This is a genomic window from Micromonospora endophytica (genome assembly GCF_003236305.1).
Lineage (GTDB): Bacteria > Actinomycetota > Actinomycetes > Mycobacteriales > Micromonosporaceae > Micromonospora > Micromonospora endophytica.
Window position 1 is genome coordinate 63,654 of the sequence record NZ_POTX01000002.1, and the last position, 23,859, is coordinate 87,512.

Genomic DNA, 23,859 nt, shown 5'->3' on the forward strand with positions numbered 1-23,859 from the left:
GCAGTCCTCAAAGGAGACGACGGTATGACGAACTTCGCCGATCGGATCGGCGGCGCGCCCATCTCGTGGGGCGTGTGTGAGGCACCGGACTGGGGTGTCGAGCTACCGGCGCAGCGGGTGCTCGCCGAAATGGCCCAGCTCGGGATCCGGGCCACCGAACTCGGGCCGACCGGTTACCTCGGCACCTCCCCGGCCGACGTAAGCGCCGTGCTACAGGGCAACGGTCTGCGCCTGATCGGCGGCTTCCTGCCCGTACCGATGCACATCGCCACCGACGCCGACCTCGCCGAGGCGGCAGCGGCCATGGACACCCTGGCCGCCGCCGGGTCCGAGGTCGTCGTGCTCGCCGCCCGGTCGACCGACGGCAGTTACGACCACAAGGTCCGGCTCACCGAGGCGGAGTGGGACGCGCTGTTCGGCACGCTCGACCGGCTGCGGGCGATGGCCGACGAGCGGGGGCTGACCGCGACGCTGCACCCGCACGTGGGTACGGCGGTGGAGGACCGCGACTCGGTGCTGCGGCTGGTCGACCAGAGCGACATCCTGTTCTGCCTGGACACCGGACACCTGCTGATCGGTGGCATGCAGCCGGCGGAACTGATCCGGCTGGCCGGTGACCGGATCGCCCACGTACACCTCAAGGACGTGAGCCTGCCGACGGCCGCTGCCGTGGCGACCGGTGAGACGAGCTATCTGGCGGCCGTCCGGGCCGGTCTCTACACGCCGCTGGGCGACGGGGACCTCGACATCGCGGCGATCGTCGGCGAACTCGAGGCAGCCGGATACGCCGGCTGGTACGTCCTGGAACAGGACGCGGCCCTGTACGACGCACCCGAGGTGGGGGCCGGCCCGCTGCACGACGTGCGGCGCAGCCTGGACTTCCTGGCCACGCTGAGCAGCGGCCAGCCCGAGGCGGTGCGGTGAACCGAGAGGTCACGGTCGGGTTGATCGGTGCCGGCGTGATGGGCGCCGACCACGCCCGACTGCTCAGCGGCGCGGTCGCCGGTGCCCGGGTCGGCGGGATCTACGACGTCGACGAGGCACGGGCCCGTCGGGTCGCGCAGGACAGCGGCGCCCGCCCGCTGATCGATCCGTTGAAGCTGATCGCGGACGAGAGCATCGACGCCGTCCTGATCGCCTCGTCGGACCCGACCCACGAGGAGTACGTGCTGGCCGCCATCGCCGCCGGCAAGCCGGTGCTCTGCGAGAAACCGCTCGCCCCGACCGTAGCCGGCTGCCAGCGGATCCTCGACGCCGAGACGGCGTACGGACGCCGGCTGGTGACGGTGGGCTTCATGCGCCGCCACGACCCCGGGTATCTGGAGCTGAAACGAGCCCTCGACGACGGCGACATCGGCGCGCCGCTGGTGCTGCACTGCGTGCACCGCAACCCGACAAACAACCCGGGCCAGCCGAGCAGCAACGTGATCACCAACTCGGCGGTGCACGAGCTGGACGTCAGCCGGTGGTTGCTCGGCGAGGAGATCGTCGAGGCGACCGTGCACACCCCCCGCCCGGCAAGGGCGGCGGGCGGCACCGCCGACCCGCAGTTGCTGATCCTGCGAACCGCCTCCGGCACCCTGATCGACGTCGAGGTCTTCGTCAACGCCGGGTACGGCTACGAAGTGCGCTGCGAGCTGGTCGGCGAGACGGGCACGGTGCAGCTCGACACGCCGTCGGCCACCGTCGCGCGGCGCGGTGGCGGCACCACCAGGAGCCTGCCGATGGACTGGCGGCCCCGGTTCGCCGAGGCGTACCGGGCCGAGTTGCAGCACTGGGTGGACGGCGCACGACGAGCGAACCCACCGGCGCCCTCACCCGCCGCGACGGCCTGGGACGGCTACGTCGCCACCTACCTGGCGCAGGCCTGCGTCCAGGCGTTCGAGACCGGCGGCCCGGTCGCGATCGAGCTGCCCAACCGTCCCGCGCTCTACCAACCGTGACCGGTGCGGGCCCACACCGGCCGGCGCTTCCCCCATGCCGACCGGCATCGGCCCGCACGTACACCGCGTCCCCCGAACAGTTGGAGTGAATCGATGCCCCACCCCCTCTTCGCCGCTCACCCCCGCGCTTTGAGCCGGCGCAACCTGTTGCGTGGCACCGCCGCCATCTCCGCCGGACTGGTCGGCGGGCCGGCCCTGTCCTGGCTCTCTGTGCCCGCCCTGGCCGCCGCAGCGAAGGCGTTCGTCGACGATTACCAGAGCAACATCACCGCCAACCTGACAGTCGACACCAACGCCGCGGTACGCATCCTCTCCGGGGTGCAGACGCTGTGGCAGACCGGCCCCACCTGGGACACCGGTGTGCCGCTGGACCGCACGGTGCTGCGCGCGAACATGCGGCACTGTGCGGCGGTGACCGCCGCCCGCACCGACGCGCAGGCCGCCCGGGCATTCATCCACGACCGCCAGCATCAGAGCTACGCTGTGATCTCCGGTCTCGGTGTGCTCGCCGACATCTACAAGGCCGGGGCGCTCGCGGTCACCAGCATCACCACCGCGCCGACCGGCACTCCCCCGACCACGATCAGCGACGCGGTACCGCCGGGTGCACCGGCCGGTTCCGCGATCGGGGCCGGTTCGCCCAGCTCGGCCCTTGGCGCTGTGGTGACGCTTGTGGACACCGTGCGCGGCGGCTTCTCCTCCAGCAACCCCAGCAAGTTCGCCGTGCAGTACCCGCGCCCCTGGCGGATGACCGAGAACAGCGAGGTCGTCGACACCGGCGAGGTCGACGAGCTGGGCTTCCCGATCTACCGCTCCGACGTGGTGGTCGCGCCCCAACTGCTGCGCCAACGCAGCCGCACCCCGGCCGAGGACGGCGGATTCCCCAGCGGGCACACCAACGCCCTGCACCTGGCCGCCCTCGCCTTCGCCTACGCCATACCGGAGCGCTTCCAGGAGCTCGTCACCTGCGCCTTCGACATCTCCGACACCCGCATCACGGCCGGCATGCACTCGCCGCTGGACGTGGTCAGCGGTCGGATCCTGGCCACCGCGCTGGCCGCCGCGATCCTCAACGACCCGGCCAACGCCGGGCTCAAGGCCGCCGCCCGACAACAGGCCGCCGCGTACCTGCAGGCGCAGACCGGCACCACCGCCGACACCCTCTACGCGTACGCGCACAGCGGCGCGAGCAGCGTCGACCCGTACGCCGACCGGGCGGCCAACCAGCGGCTGGTGACCCCGAAGCTGACCTACATCCTGCCCCGGACCGGCCGCGACAAGCCGCTGACCGTACCGAAGGGCGCCGAGGTTCTGTTGGAGACCCGCCTGCCCTACCTGACCGCCGCGCAGCGGCGGGCGGTGCTGCGCAGCACCGCGCTGCCGGCCGGCTACGCGCTGCTCGACGGGCCCGAGCAGTGGGGCCGGATCAACCTGTTCGCCGCCGCCGACGGCTACGGCGCCTTCGACGACGACGTCGAGGTCACCCTCGACGCGGCTGCCGGCGGCTTCCACGGCGCCGACACCTGGCGCAACGACATCAGCGGCCCGGGCGGGCTCACCCTGCGCGGCACCGGCACCCTCGGCCTGACCGGCGCGAACCGGTTCCGGGGTGGGGTGCGGGTGCTCGGCGGCACCCTGGTCGCCGGCGCGACGAACGCCCTCGGCACCGGCGACGTGCAGGTCCGCGACGCCGCGCTGCGGCTGACCCAGGCGAGCACGGTCGGCGGCGGCTACCGCCAGCACAACGGGCTGCTCGCCGCTACCGCCCGCCAGGGTGGGCACGCCGCGTTGACCGTCAACGGCACGGCCGAGCTGGGCCGGGGCAGCGCCCTGGAGCTGACCGTCGAACCCGGCGCGCAGCTCGTCACGGTTCTGCGGGCCCGCCGGTTGACGGGTCGTTTCGCCAGCATCGTGGTCCCGGGATACCGGGCCGAGCCGATCTACACCGCCAACGCGGTGCTCGTCCGGCTGCGGCGCGGCTGAGGCGGATCTGCTCGGACATGACGATGACCTCCGGACGCGCCGGCCAGCCCAGCGTTGTGCTGGTCGGCGCGCACGGCTACGGCCGCGAACACCTGCACCGGTTGGCCCGCCTACAGGCCGCCGGGCGGTTGCGCCTGGTCGGGGTGGCCGACCCGCGACCGCTCGACGCCGAGCAGCGCTCCCTGGCCGGCGCCGCCGCGCACCGGCCCGACGCGGCCGAGCTGATCGCCGCCGTCGAGCCGGATCTGGTCATCCTCGCCACCCCGGTGCACACCCACGTCGACCTCGCCGTGTTGGCCCTGCGGGCCGGCGCGCACGTGCTGTTGGAGAAGCCGCCAGCGCCCACCCTCGACGGCCTCGGCCAGTTGCTCGCGGCCCAACGCGAGACCGGACGGGCCTGCCAGATCGGCTTCCAGGCGTTCGGCTCCGGTGCCGTCGACGAACTGACCCGGCAGATCCGGGCCGGCGTGCTCGGCGAGGTACGCGGCATCGCAGCGACCGGACTCTGGTGGCGCGACGACGACTACTGGTCCCGGTCGGCGTGGGCCGGACGGCGGTGGCTGCACGGCCGGCCCGTCAACGACGGCGCCCTGACGAACGCGTTCGCGCACGCGGTCGCGCTGGCGGTGCGGCTCGACGGCTCCGGCGGCGACCGGTCGATCCGCCAGATCGAACTGGACACCTACCGCACCCGCGCCGTGACGGCCCACGACACGGCCAGCGTCCGCCTGCGTACCGCCCGGGGCACCCCGGTCACGATCGCCGTCACGCTCTGCGCGCAGCAGCCCGTCGAGCCGTTCATCGAGGTGTTCGGCAGCGCCGGCACCGCCGTGCTGCACTACACGCAGGACCGGTTGCGCACCCCCGCCGGGGACAGCGTGCACCGCCGTACCGATCTGGTGGAGAACCTCCTCGACCAGATCGCCGACCCGGGCGTGCCGCTGCTGGTGCCGCTGTCGCAGACGCTGTCCTTCACCCAGGTCGCCGAGGCGGTGCACCGCAGCCCGGCACCGGTCGAGGTCGCCCAGCGGTCCCTGACCGACCTGCCTGCCCTGACCCGCCGGGCCGCCACCACCGGCCGGCTCTACCGTGAGCTCGGCGCCGACTGGGCGCGCGCCGCGGCGTACCGATGGACCCCACCGTCGCACCCGCCGACCGGGTGAGGCACTGATCGGCGACGACGAAGGACGACGACACATGCACATCAGCCAGATCGAGACCACCGACCTGTTCCTCGGCCCCGAGGGCGCACCCCGGCAGGTGGTCCGGGTCACCCTCACCGTCGAGCAGCCGACCCCACCGGTGTCGGTCCGCATCGACGGTCCCACCGTGCGTACCCCGGAACCGGTGGTCACCGCGGCGCTCGCCGCCGGGGAGTCGGTGACGGTCGAGGTGGGCGTGCAGGTCGCCGCGCCGGCCCCGGAGGGCTCCTGGCATCGGATCACCGTCGTGGCGCAAACCCCCGCCGCGCGGGTCACCGCCGACGGTGAGCTGCGCGCCGCGGCGACCGGCTGGACCGTGTGGATGGTGTCGCACTTCCACTACGACCCGGTCTGGTGGAACACCCAGCGCGGCTTCACCGAGCTGTGGCAGCAACTGCCCGACGTACCCGGCGCCGACCGGCTGCGCCCACCGTTCGTCCGGACCGCCTTCGACCTGGTCCGCGCCCACCTCGACGCGGCCCGCCACGACGACGACTACCGGTTCGTCCTCGCCGAGATCGACTACCTCCAGCCGTACTGGAACGTATTCGTCGACGACCGCGCGGACCTGCGCCGGCTGCTCCGCGAGGGTCGCGTCGAACTGGTCGGCGGCATGTACAACGAGCCCAACACCAACCTGACGCACCCCGAGTCGACCATCCGCAACGCGGTGCAGGGCATCGGCTACCAGCGTGACGTGCTCGGCGGCGATCCGCGTACCGCCTGGATGCTCGACGTGTTCGGTCACGACCCGGCCTTCCCCGGGTTGATGGCCGACGCCGGGCTCACCTCCAGCGCGTGGGCGCGCGGCCCGTTCCACCAGGTCGGTGCCAAACGGCACACCGGCGACATCACCCGAATGCAGTTCCCCAGCGAGTTCGAGTGGCTCTCGCCCACCGGCCGTGGCCTGCTCACCGCCTATCTGGCCGACCACTACGTGGCCGGCTGGGGCATGGAACGCAAGGAGACCCTCGACGAGGCGATGGCCGAGGCGTACGCGCAGTACCGCGAGCTGCGTAAGGTCGCCGCCACCCGCAACGTGCTGCTGCCGGTCGGCCACGACCACAACATTCCGTCCCGCTGGTGCACCGAGATCCACCGCGCCTGGCCGCAGCGCTACCAGTGGCCCCGATTCCGGATGGGCGTGCCTCGCGATTTCTTCGCCGCCGTCCGCGCCGAACTCACCGGCGCCGCGGACGGTGCCGGTACTGCCGGCCTAGCCCCGGCCGCCCGGCGGCCATCGCCGCAGACCCGCGACATGAACCCGGTCTACACCGGCAAGGACGTCTCCTACATCGACACCAAGCAGGCCCAACGCGCCACCGAGACGCTGCTGCTGGACGCCGAACGGCTCGCCACCCTGGCCATGCTGCTCGGCGACCGCTACCCGAGTGAGGCGCTGGACAAGGCGTGGCGGCTGCTTTCCTACGGCGCGCACCACGACGCCGTCACCGGAACCGAATCCGACCAGGTGTACCTCGACCTGTTGGCCGGCTGGCGGGAAGCTCACGAGTTGGCCGGCACCGCCTGGCGCGATGCTGCCGCCGGGCTCGCCGCACACGTGGACACCGAGGGCGGCGGGCAGGCGGTGCTGCTGGTCAACTCGCTGTCCTGGGCCCGCGACGGCATCGCCCGGATTCGGCTGCGCTATCCCGCGCCCGGCCCGGCCGGTGTCGTCGTACGCGACGAGACCGGCGCCGACCTGCCTGCGGTGGCCGAAGGGCTGACCCGTCACGACGACGGCAGCATCGCCGAGGTCGACCTGTCGGTGCCGGCCAGCGCCGTCCCGGCGCTGGGCTACCGGGTGCTGCGGGTGGCCACCGACGACCAGCGGGCCACGGTCGAGGCGGCGCGGGCCGACGCGGTGCCCGCCCGGCCGGTCACCGGCTGGTCCGCCACGAGCGGCCCCCCGTCGATCAGCAACGCGACCTTCCAGGTGGATGCCGACCCGCGCCGAGGCGGTGCCCTGTGCCGCATCGTGGACCGCCGCACCGGCCGTGACCTGCTGCGCCCGGACGGGCTCGGCGACGAACTGATCGTCCAGGACGAGTACGTCGACCACCCCAGATATGGGGAGGGCCCCTGGCATCTGCTGCCGAAGGGGCCGGGTCGCGGTTTCGGCGACAACCCCGCCGAGGTACGCGTCGAGCAGAGCGCCGCCGGCAGCCGGCTGATCAGCCGCACCGTCCTCGACGAGTTGCAGGTCACCCGCGAGGTCATCCTCTGGCACGGCACCGACCGGATCGACTTCCGGACCCACGTCGACGGGTCCATCGGCCAGGACCGGCTGCTGCGGGTCCGCTTCGACCTCGCGCTGCCCGGCACCCTGCCGGTCGCGGAGGTGGGCTTCGCCGCCATCGGCCGCCCCTTCGGGTTCCCCGAGTCCGACTCGGCCGAACATCTCTGGGCCCTGGACAACCCCGCACACACCTGGGCCGGGCTCTCCTCGACCGCCCGGATCCGGTTGCGCGGCGAGGACGGCGACGTGCACCAGCACGCCATCGGCGTTGCCGAACTCGTCGCCGACGACGATCCCGGGCTCGACGATCAGGTGCGGGCGGTGCTCGTCGCGCTGGCCCGGCAGGGGGTCACCGCCACCCGTACCGTCCCGGACGGGCCGCGCTACGGCGCGCTCGACGCCGACTCGAACCTGCCCGACGTACGCATCGTGCTCGGCGCGGACAACTCCTTCGCCGAGGCCGTGCTCAATGCCGCCGACGACGCCTACCGGGCCGTGCTGGCCGCCACCGGACGGGTGTTCGTGCCGGCCGCCCGGCCACGCCCGCAGGTCTGGGTACCGGACGCCGACCTGCGCGACCCGCGCGACCTGCCGGTGCTCATCGTCACCGCAGCCGACCCGCTCATCGGTGATCTCGACGACGCGACGATCGAGGTACGCCAACCGACCCGGCTGGCCGGCTTCGACGACCCGCTGACCGACTACTCCGTGGCGGTGGTCAACCACGGCACGCCCAGCTACGTGGCCCAGCACGACGGCACACTCTGGCTGTCCCTGATGCGCTCCTGCACCGGCTGGCCCAGCGGAGTCTGGATCGACGGGCCCCGTCGGGGCACCCCCGACGGGGCCGGGTTCGCCCTGCAACACTGGAGCCACACCTTCCGGTACAGCCTGCTCGCCGGCCCCGGCGACTGGCGGCAGGCCGGTTTCGTCCGCGCCGCGCAGGAACTGAACCACCGGCTACGGGCCGAGCCCGTCCCCTCCGGACCCGGCACGCTACCCCGAGTCGCGAGCCTGGGGTCGGTCGAACCCGCCAACGTGCTCCTCTCCGCGCTCAAGCCGAGCGGCAACCCGGTCGCGGCCGGCCAGCCCGGCACCGTCGACCCGGCCGACGGGCTCACCGTGCGGCTCTACGAGTCGGCCGGCGCGCAGACCCGAGCTCGGATCCGGCTGCACGGCGGGCTGCGTACGCCGGCCGTCACCAACGTGATCGAGCAGGGCCCCGCGATATCGGCGGCGCAGCCACCGGCCGACACCGACGGCGAAGACCTGACCATCGAACTGAGCCCCGCCGACGTGGTCACCGTCACCGCCCGGCCGGCGCAGCCGGGCCCGCTCGCGTCGGGCCCGCTCGCGTCGGGCCCGCTCGCGTCGGATCCGCTCGGGCCGCAGCGGCGCGGGCCGGGCACCGAGCCGGTGCAGCCGGTGTTCACCCGCTACTGGCTGCACAACAAGGGACCCGCGCCGATGGGCAACCTACCGGTCAGCGTGCACCTGCACCCCACCACCGCCGCGCTGTCCGGCTCCGCCACGTCGGCCGCGCTGCGGGTCACCGTGGGCTCCGCGACGGCAGCCACCGCCGGTACGGTCGACCTCGACGTGCCCGCCGGGCTTACCGTGAGCCCGGCCGGCCCGCACCGCTATGCCCTCGACACCGGGGAATTTCAGCACTTCGATCTCTCTGTGCGCGCGGCCGACGCCGCGCCCGGGCGGTACTTCCTCGCCGCGCGGATCCGCGATGAGCTCGGCCAGGAGCTTGAGGACGTCATGACCGTCACCGTGGGCACCGGTCCCGCGGACGAGGCGGAGCCACCGGGTGACATCGACGCGACACTGGAACCGGCCGAAGTGACCATGGTGGCCGGCGCCGGCACGACTCTCACCCTGCGGCTGCACAACCGTGCCGCGTCGACGGTCCGGGGCGAAGCCCAACTACTCAGCCCGTACGGCACCTGGGGCGAACCGGATGACGAGCTGTCCACCGGCCCCTGGATCCAGGGGTTCGTGCTGCCGGCCGGGGGCACCGGCACTGTCGACTTCACGGTGCGTACGCCGGCCGGCGCCCGACCCGGCGGGCAGTGGTGGGCGCTGGCCCGAATCACCAGCTTCGGGCAGGTCCAATACACCGCGACGGTCTCCCTCACCACGTGATCAGGCGAGCCGGCCGGACCATGGTCCAGCTGCGAGAACGGACACAGTCCGGCACGGGAATAGGGGCACCGGCGGCGAGTTGGAACCAGACATGACCTTCGCACCACAGCCGGCCCTGTCTCCGGGTCGGGCGGTGACGTCCCGATGACCGCCGTCGACACCGCCGCGTCCCCACCGCCCGCGCAGATGCCCGGCGACCTGATGAGCCGTGGGCAACGCCTGCGGCTCATCCTGGTGCTCGGCTCGCTGATCGCGGTGGGACCGCTCACCATCGACATGTATCTTCCCGCGTTGCCGGCCATCGTCGACGACTTCGCCATCAACTCGGCGACGGTGCAGCTGACCCTCACCGGCACGCTCGTCGGCCTCGCCGTCGGCCAGTTGGTGATCGGCCCACTCTCCGACGCGCTCGGCCGCCGGGCGCCGCTGATCGCGGGCACCGCGCTGCACGTCGTCGCCTCGGTGGGCTGCGCGCTCGCCCCGAACATCACGGTGCTCGGCGCGCTGCGGGTCGTCCAGGGGCTGGGCGCGGCGGCCGCCGCGGTGATCGCCATGGCGGTGGTACGCGACCTGTTCAGCGGCACGTCCTTCGCCCGGGTGTTGTCCCGCCTGCTGCTGGTGATGGGGGCCGCACCGGTGCTGGCGCCGACCCTCGGCAGCGAACTGCTGCGCTGGACGCAGTGGCGGGGCATCTTCGCGGCGCTCGTGGTCTTCGGCGTACTGCTGATGCTGATCGCCGCGCTCGGGCTGCCGGAGACGCTGCCACCCGGGCGTCGGCAACGCGGCGGCGTGCTCTCCACCGCCCGGCTCTACCGCTCGCTCCTTCGTGACCGGGCCTTCGTCGGGCTGGTGCTGGTGGCGGCGCTGGCCATGGCGGCGATCTTCGCCTACGTGGCCGGATCGTCGTTCGTGCTACAGGGCCAGTACGGACTCAGCGAGCAGCAGTTCGGGTTCGCGTTCGGCGCGGGTGCGATCGGCCTGATCGGTGCCACCCAGGGCAACGTACGGCTGCTGCGACGCTACCCACCGCAACGGATCCTGATGGCCGCGCTGCTCATCGGCGCAGTGGCCGCCCTGGTGCTGCTCGGTGTCGCGGTGACCGGTTTCGGTGGGCTGCCCGCCCTGCTCGCGTCCCTGTGGCTGGTGCTCGCCGCGACCGGCCTGGCCATGCCGAACGCGCCCGCGCTGGCGCTGAGCCGGCACGGTGAGGCGGCCGGCACGGCCTCCGCCCTGCTCGGCGCGGTGCAGTTCGGCGTCGGCGCGCTGACCGCGCCCCTGGTGGGCGTGCTGGGCAACGGCGCCGCGGCGATGGGCCTGGTGATCGCCGGTGGCCTGCTCGCCGCGCTCGTCGTGCTGCTGCTCGTGGTGCGCCCCGACCGGCTGGCGATGGTGGAGCTGGATCCGGTGGCCGTCGCCGTCCACTGAGCCCGAAGTGTCGGTGGGCTGCTCTACCGTCCGACGGCGTGAACGCAGTGCAGACGTACCGCTATCTCGCCTCCTCCACGCTCGGCCACGGCGCCCTCGCCTTGCAGACCAGCGGCGGGCCGGCGCCCAACCCCCGCTTCTTCACCGGTTTCCTCACCACCCCCCAGGCGGCGGCGGTCGGGCTGCTGGCCGTGGCCGAGGTCGCCCGCACCCGCTACCACCGGCCGGTCAGCCCGGCCAGCCTCGACCCGGTGGTCACCGGCAGCCGGGACCGGCTGCGTTTCGAGTCGTTCTCCGGCTGCTGCGGGGTGTACGCCCGGCTCGACGCGTTGCCCGAGGGCCTCGACGGCGACGTGGTCGAGCACGGCACCACCAACGTCGACGTCAACACCCCGCTGCGGGAGGCCCTGTCGCGGGTCGGCGGTCTGGATCCGCTGCACCTGTCGGTCGGCCCGGACGACCTCACAGTGTCCACCATGGACGGCGCGGTGGTGGAGAAGAAGGTGCCGCTGCCGGTGCGCTGGCTACGCGGCTTCGCCGAGGTGCAGGTCCTCGCGGCCCGCTTCGAGCCCCGGGCGGAGCTGGCGGCCACCGAAGCGGCGGCGTTCCTGCGCCGGCTGCCGACCGGCAACGACCGCTCGGTGCTCTGGGTGGTGCCGGCCGGGCGAAGCCTGCGGCTGACCTCCCGGCCGACAGCCGGGGCGGTCTGCCTGGCCGGGGCGAGCCGGCTGGTCGCGCTGCGCCCGATGCTGCGCTTCGCGAAGACCCTCCGGGTGTACGGGCCCACGGTGGCCGCCGGTTCCGCCCCCGTGCCGAGCGTCTGGGAGTTGGACACCGGCGCGCTGCGCCTGTCGCTCACCCTCTCCCCCGAGCCGTACCGGGGCTTCTCCGGCGAGGGCGCGGCGCTCACCGCGCTGGCCGGTGACGACGTCGTCGACGACGCCGACCTGGTCTCGGCGCTGCTGTCCTGGGATCCGACGATCGACGTGGACCGGTTGGCCGTCCAGTCCGACCTCGACGCGGACCGGGTCCGGGGAGCGTTGGCGCAGTTGGGCACGGCCGGACGAGTCGGCTACGACGTGTCCGAGGCGGCGTACTTCCACCGGGTGATGCCGTACGACGCGGGTCGGGCCGAGCGGGACAACCCCCGGCTGGTCGGGGCGCGGGCCCTGCTCGACGCGGGGGCGGTGCACCGCGACGGCCCAGTCGTGACGGTCCGCAGCGACGGCCAGGTCTACCGGGTCCGCGAGCTGCCCGACGGTGCGCTCACCTGCACCTGCCACTGGTGGGCCAAGCACCAGGGGCAGCGGGGGCCCTGCCGGCACGCCCTGGCCGCCCGGATGGTGACCAGCAACCAGGTCGAGGAGCGGGTGTGACGCGCACCGGGATCATCGAGGGCACCGCGCGGCGGCAGCGGGAGTTGGCGGCCGGCGGCACCGGCGACCTGTTCGACCTGGTGATCAAGGGGCACGCCGAGGCAATCGCGGCGGCCCTGGCCGGCCTGCCCGAGCAGCGCCGCCGGGAGATCGGCAGGGAACTGACCACCTGGTTCAAGAAGCGCGACCGCAACGCGTGGTGGGCGGAGCAGCCCGGCAGCGCCCTGGCGGTGCTCGTGGTCGGCTGCCTGCCCACCGCCGCCCAGGCCGCCGCGATTCTCGGTCGGGACGCGGTCACGCTGCACGCGCGGGCGGCGGACCTGGTTCGCGCTGTCGCCGAGGAACGCGGGGTGGACTGGCTCGGTGACCTGGCCCACCGGCTGGCGGCCCGGTTCACGCAGCAGTCCTGGACCGGTCGATGGCAGTTCGTCGCCGCGCTGCTGCGCGCCGAGGGTGCCGCGCCACCCACCGACGACCGGTCGGTGCAGTTGTGGCTGCGCGCGGTCGAGTTCCCCGCTGATCGGCACCGGGGGCGGCCGGTGCCGGTGGCGGACCGGCTGCGCGGCGACCCGTTCCTGCCGCACATGCTGCCGCGGCTGTTCGAGGTGGACGGCATCGGCACGCAGATGATGTTCGCGGTCGTCCACCGCAGCTGGGAGGACCGGGAGCGGCACGCGCTGCCGACCGCGCTGGCCCAGCTCGCCGCCGAGCAGGTGGTCGACCGGGCGACGCTCATCGACGGCGCGATCGGCCGGCTGCTGCGCGGAGACCGGCCCGCCGCGCTGCGCGCCTTCACCACCCTGCTCGGCCTGCTCGCGCCGTCCGACACCGAGATCACCGCCCGCCGCGTCGACTACCTGCGACTGCTCACCGACGCACCGGCGCCGGCCGCCACCATGGCGCAGCAGGCGCTGCGGGAGTTGCCCGACCTGGCGCTGGAGTCGGTTCTCGACGCGTCCGGGCAAGTGCTGGGCCGAGCCGAGAAGGCAGTGGTCCGGGCCCAACTGACCTGGCTCGACCGGCTGGCCCGCCAGCACCCGGGCCAGGCCGCCGCGATAGCCGAGGTGATCGCCGTCGCCGCCGCGCATCCCGCCGTCGAGCTGCGGGACCGGGCGATCGCGTTGGCCGCTCGGCACGGCGTCGCCCCGGCCGAGGCCGGTCCGGCGGTCGCCGAGCCGCGCGGCGACGACCTGCCCGTACCGCCTCCGCCGGCAGCGGCGCCTGCGCCCATCACCGACGTGGACGAACTGGCCGAGGAGGTCGCCGTCCTGCTCGGCCGGCCGGCGCCCGGCACCGGCCTCGACCGGGTCCTGGACGGGCTGGTCCGGCTCACCGCCGCCGACGGGCCCCGGGTGCACGCCGCGCTCACCCCGGTCGTCGAGCGTCGGCACTGGTCCTGGGCGGAGCAGCGGCACGATCCGTGCTGCCTGCGGGCGTTGGTTGTCGACCTGTTCCAGACCGCTGGGGCGAGACCGAAGCCCCAGCGGCGCAGCCGGTGGGAGGCGCTGCTGGCGGCCGTACGCCGCAGTGATGCCACGCCTTCGGCACCGGAGCTGGTCGCCATCGACCCGCGGGTGCCGCCGGCGCACCGACTGCTACGCGCCCGCCTGACCGAGATCGGTGTGCACCTCAACGAGCCCGGTCATCCCGGTCTGCTGGCCACCCCGACCTCGGCAAACGGCCTGCTCGACCCGCTGGCGCTGGTGGAGCGGCTGGCCCTGCTCGGCGACCGGGCAGCCGGGCACTGGGATCTCACCCAGGCGCTGCTGCGGCTGCCGGCCACCGTCGAGGAGGCGGTGGCGGAGAAGGCGGCGGCGCTGGGCACCCCGGCCGGGCAGCGGCTCGCCGCCTGGCTGCGCGGCGGTGGCCTGCCGCAGCCGGTGATGTGGGTCGAGACCGTGCACCGGCGACCGAGCCAGGGCCGCCACGACTGGGAGTTCTACCTGATGCCGCCGGAGCGGATGCTGGCCGGGCTGCGCCCACCCGAGGGTTACCACGACCGGTACGGGCTGCTCACCACCGAGCCGGGGACGCTCTGGGCGGGGCACCACGAGTGGGCCCACCTGTGGCCGGCGATCCTGCCCGGACACCGGGGCGTGGTGGCGGCGTACACGTTGCCGATGGTGGCTGCCACCGCCGACCGGGACCAGGCCGGCGGTGCCGCGCTGTTGCCGCTGCTCGCCGAGGGCACCGGCCCGGGTGGGATGGCGCTGGACCTGGCTGTGGCGTACGGTCTCGGCGCCCGACACGCCGCCGACCGGGTCGCCGCCCTGGACGCCCTGCTCGCCCTCGCCGCTCAGGGAGACTTCGACGCGACGTTCTGCGGGCAACGGGTCGGCCAGTTGGCGGCCACGCAGGTGCTGAAACTGTCCCGGGTGGTCGAGCCGCTGCGCGACGCGGCACAGGCCGGCGCGCCGCTCACCGTGTGGCGGCTGCTGGCCGCCGCGCTGCCGGTGGCGCTCGCCGCGTCCACCACGCCACGCGGCCTGCCCGACCTGCTCACCCTGGCCACCGAGACGGCCACCACCACCGGCGTACGCATCGAGGTGCCGGGCCTGGCCGAGGTGGCCGGGCGGGGCGGGTCGAGCCGCCTGGTCACCGAGGCCCGCCGCCTGCACCGCACGCTGCGCGTCGGGTGACCTCCGGACGGCGTGGGCCCGGCGCGACCCGAGTCGGGCCCACGGCGCGGTGGAACAATGCGAGCCATGCCTTCCCTCACGCCGGATCGGCTCGATTTCCGTGGTGTGCGTCGTGCCTACGACACGGTGGCGGAGGACTACGCCGCCTATCTGCCGGACACCCGGGCCGAGTCGCCGCTCGACCTGGCCATGCTCGACGCCTTCGCCGAGGCGGTACGGTCCGATGCGGACGGGCCGGTGCTCGACGCCGGGTGCGGCGCCGGCCGGATGAGCCGCTATCTCGCCGAGCGTGGCTGTCACGTGCACGGGGTCGACCTGTCGCCGGGCATGCTCGCGATGGCCCGACGCGACCATCCCGACCTGGCGTTCGCCGTCGGCTCGTTGACCGCACTGCCCTGTCCGGACGACCGTTTCGGCGGCGTGGTGCTCTGGTATTCGATCATCCACACGCCGCCTGCCGGCCTGGCCCGGATCTTCGCGGAGGCGGCCCGGGTGCTCCGCCCCGGCGGCCACCTGCTCGTCGCGTTCCAGGCCGGCGAGGGTGTCCGCGACCTCGCCGAGGCGTACCGCCGCTTCGGCCACGAGATCCGACTTCAGCGGCACCGCCACCCGGTGGACCAGGTCGCCGCTCACCTCGCCGCAACCGGCCTGCACGAGGTTGCCCGCCTGGTCCGCAGCCCCATCGCCTCCGAACGCGACAGCCAAGCCGCCCTCCTTGCCCGTCTCGAACAGTGAGTCCTGGCGCGAAAGCGCCCGCCCGTGGGCTGCCCTTCCGGGGGGCGCTTTCGCACCAAGGTCTACTCAGGAGATCGAGGCGGGGAAGCGGTTCCAGACTCGGTGGGTGGCGAGGAGCTGCTGGAGACTGGTGAAGACGTCGCCGGCGGAGTCGCCGGTGACGACGCCGGGGCTGCCGGTGATGCCGGCCTGCTCCAGGACGGCGACACCCGGGCCCCAGGCACCGATCGCCTTGGCGTGCCGCCAGCACTCCTCGACCAGCAGCAGCACCCGCGGGTCGATCGGCGCCGACGCCGGACCGGCCGCACCGGCCTTGGCGTCACGGGCCGGCAGGGCGTCCGGTGCCGGCGGCGGAGCCGCGGCGAGCAGCACCGCGTCGAATTCGACCGAGCGGCCGGTGGCGAAGCTGCGCTGGGCGGGCAGGTCACCGATCATGCCGCCGTGCGGGGCGATGAGCAGCGGCACCATGTCGGCGGCGAAAACCGCGTCGCGTACCTCCCGGACGGCGTCCAGGTCAGCGTCGGGGTCCACGACAATGCCGATCATCCGCCCGTCGGCCGGCCACTCCCGGCCGACCTGCGACAGCGCGGGGCTGGGCGCGACGTCGGCCAACGGGGCCGTGGGCTGCGGCGCAGGCAGGCCGAGACCGGCGGCGACCTGGGCGCAGAGCACCGGGTCGATGTTGGCCAGGCACTGGAGCTGACGTTCCTTGATCGCCTGGTGGTAGCACTTGCCCAACTCGAAGGTGTAGGCGCGGATGATGTGTTCCTGCTCGACCGGCGACATGCTCAGCCAGAACAGCCGGGTCTGGCTGAAGTGGTCGTCGAAGGAGGCCGGGCTTGCGCGTACCTTCGGCGCCTGGGCCACCTGCACCGGCACGTCGATGAACGGGTGGTCGTCGTCGCCGGCCGGGAACGGGTTGCCCCCGTCGAGGGAGTTCGGCCGGTAGGGTGCCACCCCGGCGTGGATGGCCTGCTGATGGAAGCCGTCGCGGAGCATGTCGTTGACCGGGGCGTGCGGCCGGTTGATCGGGATCTGCGGGAAGTTCGGCCCGGCCAGCCGGGTCAACTGGGTGTCGAGGTACGAGAAGAGCCGGCCCTGCAACAGCGGGTCGTTGGTGACGTCGATGCCCGGCGGCAGGTGGCCGAGGTGGAAGGCGACCTGTTCGGTCTCGGCGAAGAAGTTGGTGGGCGTACGGTTCAGCGTCAGCTTGCCGACCGGCTGCACCGGGGCGAGTTCCTCCGGCACGATCTTCGTCGGGTCGAGCAGGTCGATGCCGGCGAACGTCTCCTCCGGGGTGTCGGGGAAGATCTGGATGCCCAGCTCCCACTCGGGGAACGCCCCTGACTCGATGGCGTCGTAGAGGTCCCGTCGGTGGAAGTCGGGGTCGATGCCGTTGATCGTCTGGGCTTCCTCCCACACCAGGGAGTGCACACCCAGCTTCGGCTTCCAGTGGAACTTCGCCAACACCGTCTCGCCGGCCGCGTTGATCAGGCGGAAGGTGTGGACGCCGAAGCCCTCCATCGTGCGGTACGACCGCGGGATGCCCCGGTCGGACATGTTCCAGATGGTGTGGTGCTGCGCCTCGGTGTGCAGCGAGACGAAGTCCCAGAAGGTGTCGTGTGCGCTCTGCGCCTGCGGGATCTCCCGGTCCGGGTGCGGCTTGGCGGCGTGGATGATGTCCGGGAACTTGATGGCGTCCTGGATGAAGAAAACCGGCATGTTGTTGCCGACCAGGTCGAAGGTGCCCTCGTCGGTGTAGAACTTGGTGGCGAAGCCCCGGGTGTCGCGGACCGTGTCGGCCGATCCGCGCGAGCCCAGCACCGTGGAGAAGCGGACGAAGACCTCCGTTTCGCGGCCCTTCTTCAGGAAGCCGGCCTGGGTGACGTTCTCGGCGGTGCCGTACGCGGTGAAGATGCCGTGCGCGCCGGCACCTCGGGCGTGCACCACCCGCTCCGGGATCCGCTCGTGATCGAAGTGCATGATCTTCTCGCGGAAGTGGTGGTCCTGGAGCAGGACCGGGCCACGCGGCCCCGCCTTGAGCGAGTGGTCGGTGTCGCGCAACCGCGCACCGTTCGCGGTGGTGAGGAAGGCGCCCTGCTGGCCCTTTGCCGTCGACGGGACACCGGTTTTCACGCCGGTGGGCGTACGGGTCTGCGGAGTGCCCTGATCCGGCTTCGGCGGCAGCGGGTCGTGCGGCGTGGTCGGCTCCGCCAGGCTCGGTGGGGCGCTGCCCGGCGCGCCGGGCACCTGCGGGGTCAGCACCTCGGTGACCTTCTCGGCGGCGGACTCCACCACGTCCTTGACCACCTTGGCGGGGTTACGCGATTCCATTTCTACAGGTACCTCCCTGGAGCACAACGAGCAGACTCCATCGGCGGTACCCGGGACAGAGCGAGCAAAACGGAGCGAATGTCACAGGACACGTTCACCCACAAGCCCGCACCGGACCGACCCGGCGGCCGCCGCGGATCAGACGGGCGTAGGCCGCAGGTGTGCGAAGTAGTCCCGCTGCGCCGGGTAATAGTCGTCGAACGATGGCATCGCCGTGCCGTCGCGGCTGGCCACCAGGCGGTCCAGGTAGTACTCCCAACCGGGCCCGATCTCCCCCAGGCCCTCGACCGTGTCCAGGTGCTGCACGAAGCGCAACCCGGTCCGCCCACCGTGCGACGTGAGCAGCAGTTCCAGCCGCCAACTGCCGGACTCGTCACGCGCGGACAGCGCTAGCCGCCGAGGCGGCTCACAGGCGTCGATTCGCAGCTCGGACCAGGGCGCTTCCGCTTCGTACGCCATCTGCACCCGGATGCGGCTACCCGGCGCTGCCTTCCCTTCCCAGCGGCCGTACCACCGGGCGGTGCGGTCCGGTTCGGTCAGGCTGGCCCAGACGTCCTCGATCGGGGCCCGGAACTCGCGGGTGAGGACCAGGTCGGTTCCGGTGTCGGTGCCGAAGAGCCGGCCGGTGGGGATGGGTGTCATGCGGTGCGCTCCTTCGGGTACGGCGAGCCGCCGGTGCGGCGCTCGCGACGGGTGCGGTGCACCTCGGTTTCCAGCGCGTCGAACCGGCGCTCCCAGCGCTCGGACTGGTCGAACTGCGACAGCCAGCGGATCAGGTCGCCGAAGTGGGCGGGGTCGAGTTGGTAGTGGCGCTCGCGGCCGACCACGGCGTCGCGCACCAGCCCGCTTTCTCGAAGTACGCGCAGATGGCGGCTGATCGCCGGCCGGCTGATCTCGAAGTGCTCGGCGATCCGGCCGGCGGTGAGCTGGCGATCCCGCAGCAGTTCGAGGATGCGTCGGCGCACCGGATCCGCGATCGCCGCAGCTACCTCGTCCACGCACGGAAGCGTAACCGGTGGGTTACATATTCTCCAGCTCGGCCGAGCCGGCGATCCGGACGAGCCTCGGGTCACCGCCGGCCGATGGAACGGCGAGGCCGCCGGGTCGGCAGCAACGTGAGCGCCGCAAGCGCGAGCAGGCCAGCGAGCCCCCACGGGTGGTGGTCGGTCGTCACCACCACCAGGTGGGCCGTGCCGGCGGTGACGATCTCACCGTGGATCTCGTAGCTGCCGAGGGCCAGGGCCGGCAGGGTGACCGGGATCCGGATCACCCGCTCCTCGCCGGGCGCGAGATCCGGCACTGCGGGCGGCGCGACGAACCCGGTCGGACTCGGGGCGCGGCCGACGCGGAACGACAGGGCCACGGCGGCGGGCGCGGCCTGCTCGTTACGCAGTCGCAACACGACAGTACGCCGGGCGGGCGCGCCGAAGCGGGCCGGCCAGCCACGGTCCCGCTCGACGGACGCCCCGACGACGACCGGAGGACCTGTCGCCGCCTGCCGCACGGTGCCGCTGTCCGGCGGGGCCGCACCGCTGACCAGCAGCGGCACGTCGACGGAGAAGCGGGTGTCCAGGGTGCTCACCCGCAGCTGGCACGGGCAACCGCCGGGCGGGACCGACACGGTGAGCGGCGCGCCACCGGCACCGCCACCGGGCACGTGAATCTGGGCCGAGGTGTCCCGCGCGCACCGTGCCGGTCCGCCCGACCCGCAGAGTTCGATCACGACAGTGCCGGTGGGCCAGCCGGTCAGGCGCACCTGCACCTGTTCACCCGGCGCCGCCTCGGCCCGGTCCAACGTCACCTGCGGCGCCGGGTTCGGCGCACCGGTCACCGCCAGCCCGGCGATCAGGGCGAGGCCGTACGCCGCCAGCCTCATCCGCCGGTGGACCTCGTCCGCTCGCCGCCTTCGGCCGCACCGCTGGGCTCGACCTGGCCGGTGGACTCAGGCTGGTCAGCCGGGCCGGCGGTGGGCTGGGCCTGGTCGACCGGGCCGGTGGTCGACTGAGCGCGGCGTCGCCGGGCGGCGGGCAACCGGGTGGCCAGCAGCGCGCCGAGCGCGGCGAGCAACACGACGGTCCAGACCCAGGGCACGGCCCAGACCCCGGCGGTACGGGTCACCGTCGGCAGCATCCGATCGGCGCTGGCCGGATCGACGACGACGTCGGCGGAGAGCCGGACGGCCGGCACCACGTTGTTGATCTGCTCGGTGACGGTGATTGCCGCGCCCGGCAGAAGTTCGGGCACGGGCACGGGTACGGTCCGGGCGAGCGGGAGGCCGAAGGGCGCGTGCAGGCGAACCTGGGCGGTGCCGGTCAGGCGGACGTTGCCGGTGTTGCGGAGCCGGTAACTGACCACCACCGGACCGGTGCCGAAGGGGTTGATCGGATTGTCGTAACCGACCCGCATCGCCTCGACCTGAAGTCCGGGACGGACCGGGCCGGCCACCCGCAGGTAGATCCGGGCGGCGACCCGGCGGTCGAGGTTGATCCGCTGGCCGCCGGTGGAACCGAGCTGCGCGATCGAGGCGACCACACCGCCGGCGTGGTCGCCCGGACTGGCGTTGGCCGGCACGGTGAGTTGGAACGGCACGATCACCTGCTTGCCGGCCGGCACCCGGTAGGTCCGGTGGGCGAACGAGGTCCAGGCGCCCACGTCGGTGGGTGCCTGGCTCGCCGGTTGCAGGGCGAAGCCACCGTCGGCGGTGGTGAACGCGTCGGCACCGTACACCGCGAAGCTCATCGGCTCCTTGCTCAGGTTGGTGATGGCGACCCGGTCCTCGATGCGCTGGCCGGGTTCGGCGTCGTGGACGAAGTAGCTGCGCCCGGTGGGGCCGTCCGGGCCGGAGGGCTGGACCGCCCAGGTGAAACCGGCCTCCGCACCGGCGGGATCGGCCTCGGTGCCGGTGGGCGAGGGTGCCGGCGCGCCGGCGTGGGCGACGGCCGGGCCGGTGGCCAGCACGGCGAGGACCGCTGTCACGGCGACCAGGTGCGCGGAAGGGCACCTCGTCATCAACGTACGCACAACAAGGTGCCCTTCCACGGGTCAGGAGAGGGTGAGGGTCAGGGTGGCGGTGTAGTCACCCGGGGTGGTGGCGGCCGGCACGCCGAGGGCGAGGTCCGCACCGCACCGGAAGCTACCGGCGCTGGTTCCGGCGGCGGCGCCGCAGAGCGTACGGGCGCTGCCCAGACCGGTGCCGTCACCGGGGTTGGTCTGCCCGCCCGGGGTGACCACCCCGGACGTGCCCACCAGCCCGTCGCTCAGCACCGACGCGTCGGGCGTCCAGCCGAGGTTGTCGGCGGCGATGGTGCCGCCCAGCGGGCTGGTGAAGTTCTCCACCTGGCCGACCACGTTCCAGCCGGCGTTGGTGCCGCGCAGGTCGCTGACCGTCACCGCGTGCAGCGCGCCGTCGGCGGTCGCGCCGGGGTGCACCGCGGACAACGCCACTGCGCTGCCGGCGGAGGTCAGCGTCAGCGGACCGGACTGGAGCACCTGGGCGGTGATCTCCTGCTCGGCGTCGCCCGGTGCACCCGCGCCACCGAAGGTGATCGGGGTGAAGGTGTCCTGGCTGCGGTCGCTGGAGGCGTGCGCCGCGAAGGTCAGCACGTAGCACTGGACGGCGGTGCAGTCCACTGTGTCGCCGTTGCCGTCGGTGTAGCTCGGCACCAGGTCCAGGGTGGTGGAGAAGGTGCCGTCGGTGGCCAACTGCACCTGGGCGGCAGAGGACGAGGCGTTGCGGTGCACCCACTTCACCGGCTTGTACGGGCGCGAGTTCGTCCAGTAGTTCTCGCCCTTGGGGCCGAAGGCGACGTAGAAACCGACACCTCCGTTGGCGTCCGGGTCGAACCCGGTGCCGCTGACCGTGACAGTGGCTCCCTCAGGATCGAGGGCGGCGGACGGGTTCACCGTCACCGCCGGGGTGGCGGGACCTCCACCGGCCCCGGTGGTGAGGGTGAACGACGCCGGGTCGAGCACCGTGCCGGCGGTGAAGAAGCCGGCGAACGCGCTGGCCCCGGCCTCGGTGAGGGTGGTGGTGAGGTTGTTCCAGCTCACCGTCTCGCCCGAGCTGGTCGGGGTGCTCGTGCCGGTGCCGAGGGTGGCGATGGTGGCCTGCGCGACCTGCACCGGTTCGAAGCCACCGCCACTGGTCGCCAGGTCGACGTCGGCGAGCAGCGAGCCGCCGACGGCGTCCACCACCACTGTGGGGTTGGCCAGGGTGATGGTGAAGAAGTGCCCGGGGTAGGAGAACACGACGGTGCCGCCGTAGTTGACGGTGGTGGCACCGGTGGCGCTGTCGTACGAGCCGCCGGTGGCCGGGAACGTGAAGGTGCCGTCGGAGTTGCGGGTCGCGCCGCCGGTGACGGCGATCGGCGGGTTGCCGTCACCGTTCGAGACGTAGGTGCGGAACGAACTCTTGAAGCCCCAGCTGAGGCTTCCCCCGGTGACGTCGGTGGGTGCCGCGGTGGCGGGTGCCACCGCGGCAAGTGACGCGGCAGCGCCGAGTACGGCGGCTGTCGCCCACTGCCACGAGCGTCGGCGGATGCCGCCGGGTCTGGGTACGGACATGCGTCTTCCTTCCAGAGAGGGGAGGGAGCATTAGGTTAGCCTCACCTAACTTTTTGGAGAATCCTCCGAACACCCTCTTGCGCGCCGACCAAGATCTACTTAGGTTAGCCTAACCATATATCCGGAGGTTGATCATGAAAGCCCGCATCGCCACCGCCCTGGTCAGCGGGGTGTTGCTGAGCATCGGCACCCTGCCGGTGAGTCCCGCCAGCGCCGGCACCGTCGGCAAGGGACCGAACGGCCAGCGGCTCTCCGTCTCCGCCACCAGCGGGATTCCGCTCGACGGCAGCACCGTCACCGTCACCGGATCCGGCTACGACGTCACCAAGGGCATCTACGTCGCGTTCTGCCTCGACAACGGCGCTGCCGCCGCCCCCTCCCCCTGCGGCGGCGGCATCGACACCGACGGCTCCAGCGGCGCCTCGCACTGGATCTCCTCGAACCCGCCGTCCTACGGCGAGGGACTCGCCGTGCCGTACGGCCCCGGTGGATCGTTCACTGTCCAGCTCAAGATCACCCCGCGCTTCGGCGACGTGGACTGCACCACCCGCCGCTGCGTGGTGTCCACCCGCAACGACCACACCCGTGGCGCGGACCGGTCCCAGGACGTCCGGGTGCCGGTCAGCTTCGCCACCGCCCCGGCCAGCCCGACCGCTCGCGCCACCGCCGCCCCGGCGACGACCGCCACGCGCTCAGCCGCTCCCCCGAGCGTCTCGGCCGGCGGTGGGCCGACCTCGGCCCCGCCGGCGTCCTCGGCCACCGCCGCGAACAACCCTGACGCCGCGACCGGCACCGGGGCGAGTGCCGCCGCCAGTGACCAACCGCTGCTCACCACCCAGGTCAGCGACAGCAGCCCGGCTGGGCGTTGGTTCAACGCCGTGCTGGCCGGACTCGCGGCGATGCTGATCGTTCTCGTGGTGTTGCGGGCCCGGCGGTGGCGCCGGGTGAAGCCATGAGGCGCCTCGTCACGCTGCTGGTACTGCCCGCGTTGCTCGGCCTGACCGCCTGCGACACCACGACCACGCCGGCCGCGACCCCGGCGACCGGCTGCGGACCCGCCACCGCCGTGGTCGCCGACACCGACGTCGAGCCGATCGGTGCCGACCCGGGCAGCGCTCTGCCGGTCACTGTCACCTCGGCCGACGGCACCAGCGTCACCGTGACCGACGCCAGCCGGGTGCTGCCGGTGAACCTGTACGGTTCGATCGCCGAGATCGTGTTCAGTCTCGGCCTGGGTGGGCGGGTGGTCGGCCGGGACACCTCCACCAC

The 23,859-nt window shown here is 73.0% G+C and carries 16 protein-coding genes and 1 pseudogene; 11 read left to right on the top strand and 6 right to left on the bottom strand.

What is annotated here, in order from left to right; all coding sequences use genetic code 11:
* Window positions 1-24: 24 nt before the first annotated feature.
* The 9 genes from C1I93_RS00785 to C1I93_RS00825 all read left to right on the top strand — a co-directional run bounded on the left by C1I93_RS00785 (window position 25) and on the right by C1I93_RS00825 (window position 15,693).
* Window positions 25-924 (top strand): TIM barrel protein, encoded by a 900-nt coding sequence (locus tag C1I93_RS00785; RefSeq protein WP_111241234.1) that lies wholly within the window; start codon window positions 25-27, stop codon window positions 922-924.
* A complete protein-coding gene (locus C1I93_RS00790; RefSeq protein WP_111241235.1) occupies window positions 921-1,943 on the top strand; it encodes a Gfo/Idh/MocA family protein in 1,023 nt (340 codons plus the stop codon). Before C1I93_RS00785 ends, C1I93_RS00790 begins: the two co-directional genes overlap by 4 nt.
* 93 nt (window positions 1,944-2,036) lie before the next feature.
* Window positions 2,037-3,926, top strand: a complete 1,890-nt coding sequence (locus C1I93_RS00795; RefSeq protein WP_111241236.1) for a phosphatase PAP2 family protein — start codon at window positions 2,037-2,039, stop codon at window positions 3,924-3,926.
* Window positions 3,927-3,949: 23 nt separating this feature from the next.
* Window positions 3,950-5,089, top strand: a complete 1,140-nt coding sequence (locus C1I93_RS00800) for a Gfo/Idh/MocA family protein (protein ID WP_182910369.1) — start codon at window positions 3,950-3,952, stop codon at window positions 5,087-5,089.
* Window positions 5,090-5,123: 34 nt separating this feature from the next.
* Window positions 5,124-9,518 carry a glycoside hydrolase family 38 N-terminal domain-containing protein gene (locus tag C1I93_RS00805; RefSeq protein WP_111241252.1) on the top strand — a complete coding sequence of 1,465 codons (4,395 nt, stop codon included), beginning with the start codon at window positions 5,124-5,126 and terminating at the stop codon, window positions 9,516-9,518.
* 144 nt (window positions 9,519-9,662) lie between these two features.
* Window positions 9,663-10,943, top strand: coding sequence for a multidrug effflux MFS transporter (locus C1I93_RS00810; RefSeq protein WP_223256294.1), 1,281 nt, complete (start codon window positions 9,663-9,665; stop codon window positions 10,941-10,943).
* 38 nt (window positions 10,944-10,981) lie between these two features.
* Window positions 10,982-12,319 (top strand): SWIM zinc finger family protein, encoded by a 1,338-nt coding sequence (locus tag C1I93_RS00815; RefSeq protein ID WP_111241238.1) that lies wholly within the window; start codon window positions 10,982-10,984, stop codon window positions 12,317-12,319.
* Window positions 12,316-14,958, top strand: a complete 2,643-nt coding sequence (locus C1I93_RS00820; RefSeq protein WP_223256293.1) for a DUF6493 family protein — start codon at window positions 12,316-12,318, stop codon at window positions 14,956-14,958. The genes C1I93_RS00815 and C1I93_RS00820 overlap by 4 nt, the downstream gene beginning before the upstream one ends.
* A 66-nt stretch (window positions 14,959-15,024) precedes the next feature.
* Entirely contained in the window at window positions 15,025-15,693 is a 669-nt protein-coding gene (locus C1I93_RS00825) for a class I SAM-dependent DNA methyltransferase (protein ID WP_111241239.1), read from the top strand.
* Between the two features lie 66 nt (window positions 15,694-15,759).
* Here the strand turns inward: C1I93_RS00825 and C1I93_RS00830 are convergent, their stop codons facing one another.
* From C1I93_RS00830 to C1I93_RS00855, 6 genes are all read right to left on the bottom strand, one after another.
* Window positions 15,760-18,027 (bottom strand): catalase, encoded by a 2,268-nt coding sequence (locus C1I93_RS00830; protein WP_111241240.1) that lies wholly within the window; start codon window positions 18,025-18,027, stop codon window positions 15,760-15,762.
* A gap of 138 nt (window positions 18,028-18,165) precedes the next feature.
* Window positions 18,166-18,669, bottom strand: coding sequence for an SRPBCC family protein (locus C1I93_RS00835; RefSeq protein WP_111241241.1), 504 nt, complete (start codon window positions 18,667-18,669; stop codon window positions 18,166-18,168).
* Window positions 18,666-19,025 carry a metalloregulator ArsR/SmtB family transcription factor gene (locus C1I93_RS00840; RefSeq protein ID WP_111241242.1) on the bottom strand — a complete coding sequence of 120 codons (360 nt, stop codon included), beginning with the start codon at window positions 19,023-19,025 and terminating at the stop codon, window positions 18,666-18,668. The genes C1I93_RS00835 and C1I93_RS00840 overlap by 4 nt, the downstream gene beginning before the upstream one ends.
* A gap of 71 nt (window positions 19,026-19,096) precedes the next feature.
* A complete protein-coding gene (locus C1I93_RS00845; RefSeq protein WP_111241243.1) occupies window positions 19,097-19,903 on the bottom strand; it encodes a hypothetical protein in 807 nt (268 codons plus the stop codon).
* The gene (locus C1I93_RS00850; protein WP_249412266.1) at window positions 19,900-21,003 is read right to left on the bottom strand and encodes a WxL protein peptidoglycan domain-containing protein; all 1,104 of its coding nucleotides are present in this window, start codon (window positions 21,001-21,003) and stop codon (window positions 19,900-19,902) included. The genes C1I93_RS00845 and C1I93_RS00850 overlap by 4 nt, the downstream gene beginning before the upstream one ends.
* Window positions 21,004-21,069: 66 nt before the next feature.
* Window positions 21,070-22,590, bottom strand: a complete 1,521-nt coding sequence (locus C1I93_RS00855) for an HtaA domain-containing protein (RefSeq protein ID WP_111241245.1) — start codon at window positions 22,588-22,590, stop codon at window positions 21,070-21,072.
* Between the two features lie 134 nt (window positions 22,591-22,724).
* Here C1I93_RS00855 and C1I93_RS00860 point away from each other — a divergent pair, with 134 nt between their 5' ends.
* Together C1I93_RS00860 and C1I93_RS00865 are read left to right on the top strand one after the other, a co-directional pair.
* Window positions 22,725-23,546 carry a neocarzinostatin apoprotein domain-containing protein gene (locus tag C1I93_RS00860; RefSeq protein WP_111241246.1) on the top strand — a complete coding sequence of 274 codons (822 nt, stop codon included), beginning with the start codon at window positions 22,725-22,727 and terminating at the stop codon, window positions 23,544-23,546.
* Window positions 23,543-23,859: pseudogene (locus C1I93_RS00865) on the top strand (ABC transporter substrate-binding protein); the annotation flags it as partial. The gene C1I93_RS00860 and the pseudogene C1I93_RS00865, both read left to right, overlap by 4 nt.

Bases quoted from the DNA above. Each gene is read 5' to 3' on its own strand.
- C1I93_RS00785 (WP_111241234.1), top strand. From the start codon at position 25: ATGACGAACTTCGCCGATCGGATCGGCGGCGCGCCCATCTCGTGGGGC.
- C1I93_RS00795 (WP_111241236.1), top strand. From the start codon at position 2,037: ATGCCCCACCCCCTCTTCGCCGCTCACCCCCGCGCTTTGAGCCGGCGC.
- C1I93_RS00800 (WP_182910369.1), top strand. From the start codon at position 3,950: ATGACCTCCGGACGCGCCGGCCAGCCCAGCGTTGTGCTGGTCGGCGCG.
- C1I93_RS00805 (WP_111241252.1), top strand. From the start codon at position 5,124: ATGCACATCAGCCAGATCGAGACCACCGACCTGTTCCTCGGCCCCGAG.
- C1I93_RS00810 (WP_223256294.1), top strand. From the start codon at position 9,663: ATGACCGCCGTCGACACCGCCGCGTCCCCACCGCCCGCGCAGATGCCC.
- C1I93_RS00825 (WP_111241239.1), top strand. From the start codon at position 15,025: ATGCCTTCCCTCACGCCGGATCGGCTCGATTTCCGTGGTGTGCGTCGT.
- C1I93_RS00830 (WP_111241240.1), bottom strand. From the start codon at position 18,027: ATGGAATCGCGTAACCCCGCCAAGGTGGTCAAGGACGTGGTGGAGTCC.
- C1I93_RS00835 (WP_111241241.1), bottom strand. From the start codon at position 18,669: ATGACACCCATCCCCACCGGCCGGCTCTTCGGCACCGACACCGGAACC.
- C1I93_RS00845 (WP_111241243.1), bottom strand. From the start codon at position 19,903: ATGAGGCTGGCGGCGTACGGCCTCGCCCTGATCGCCGGGCTGGCGGTG.
- C1I93_RS00855 (WP_111241245.1), bottom strand. From the start codon at position 22,590: ATGTCCGTACCCAGACCCGGCGGCATCCGCCGACGCTCGTGGCAGTGG.
- C1I93_RS00860 (WP_111241246.1), top strand. From the start codon at position 22,725: ATGAAAGCCCGCATCGCCACCGCCCTGGTCAGCGGGGTGTTGCTGAGC.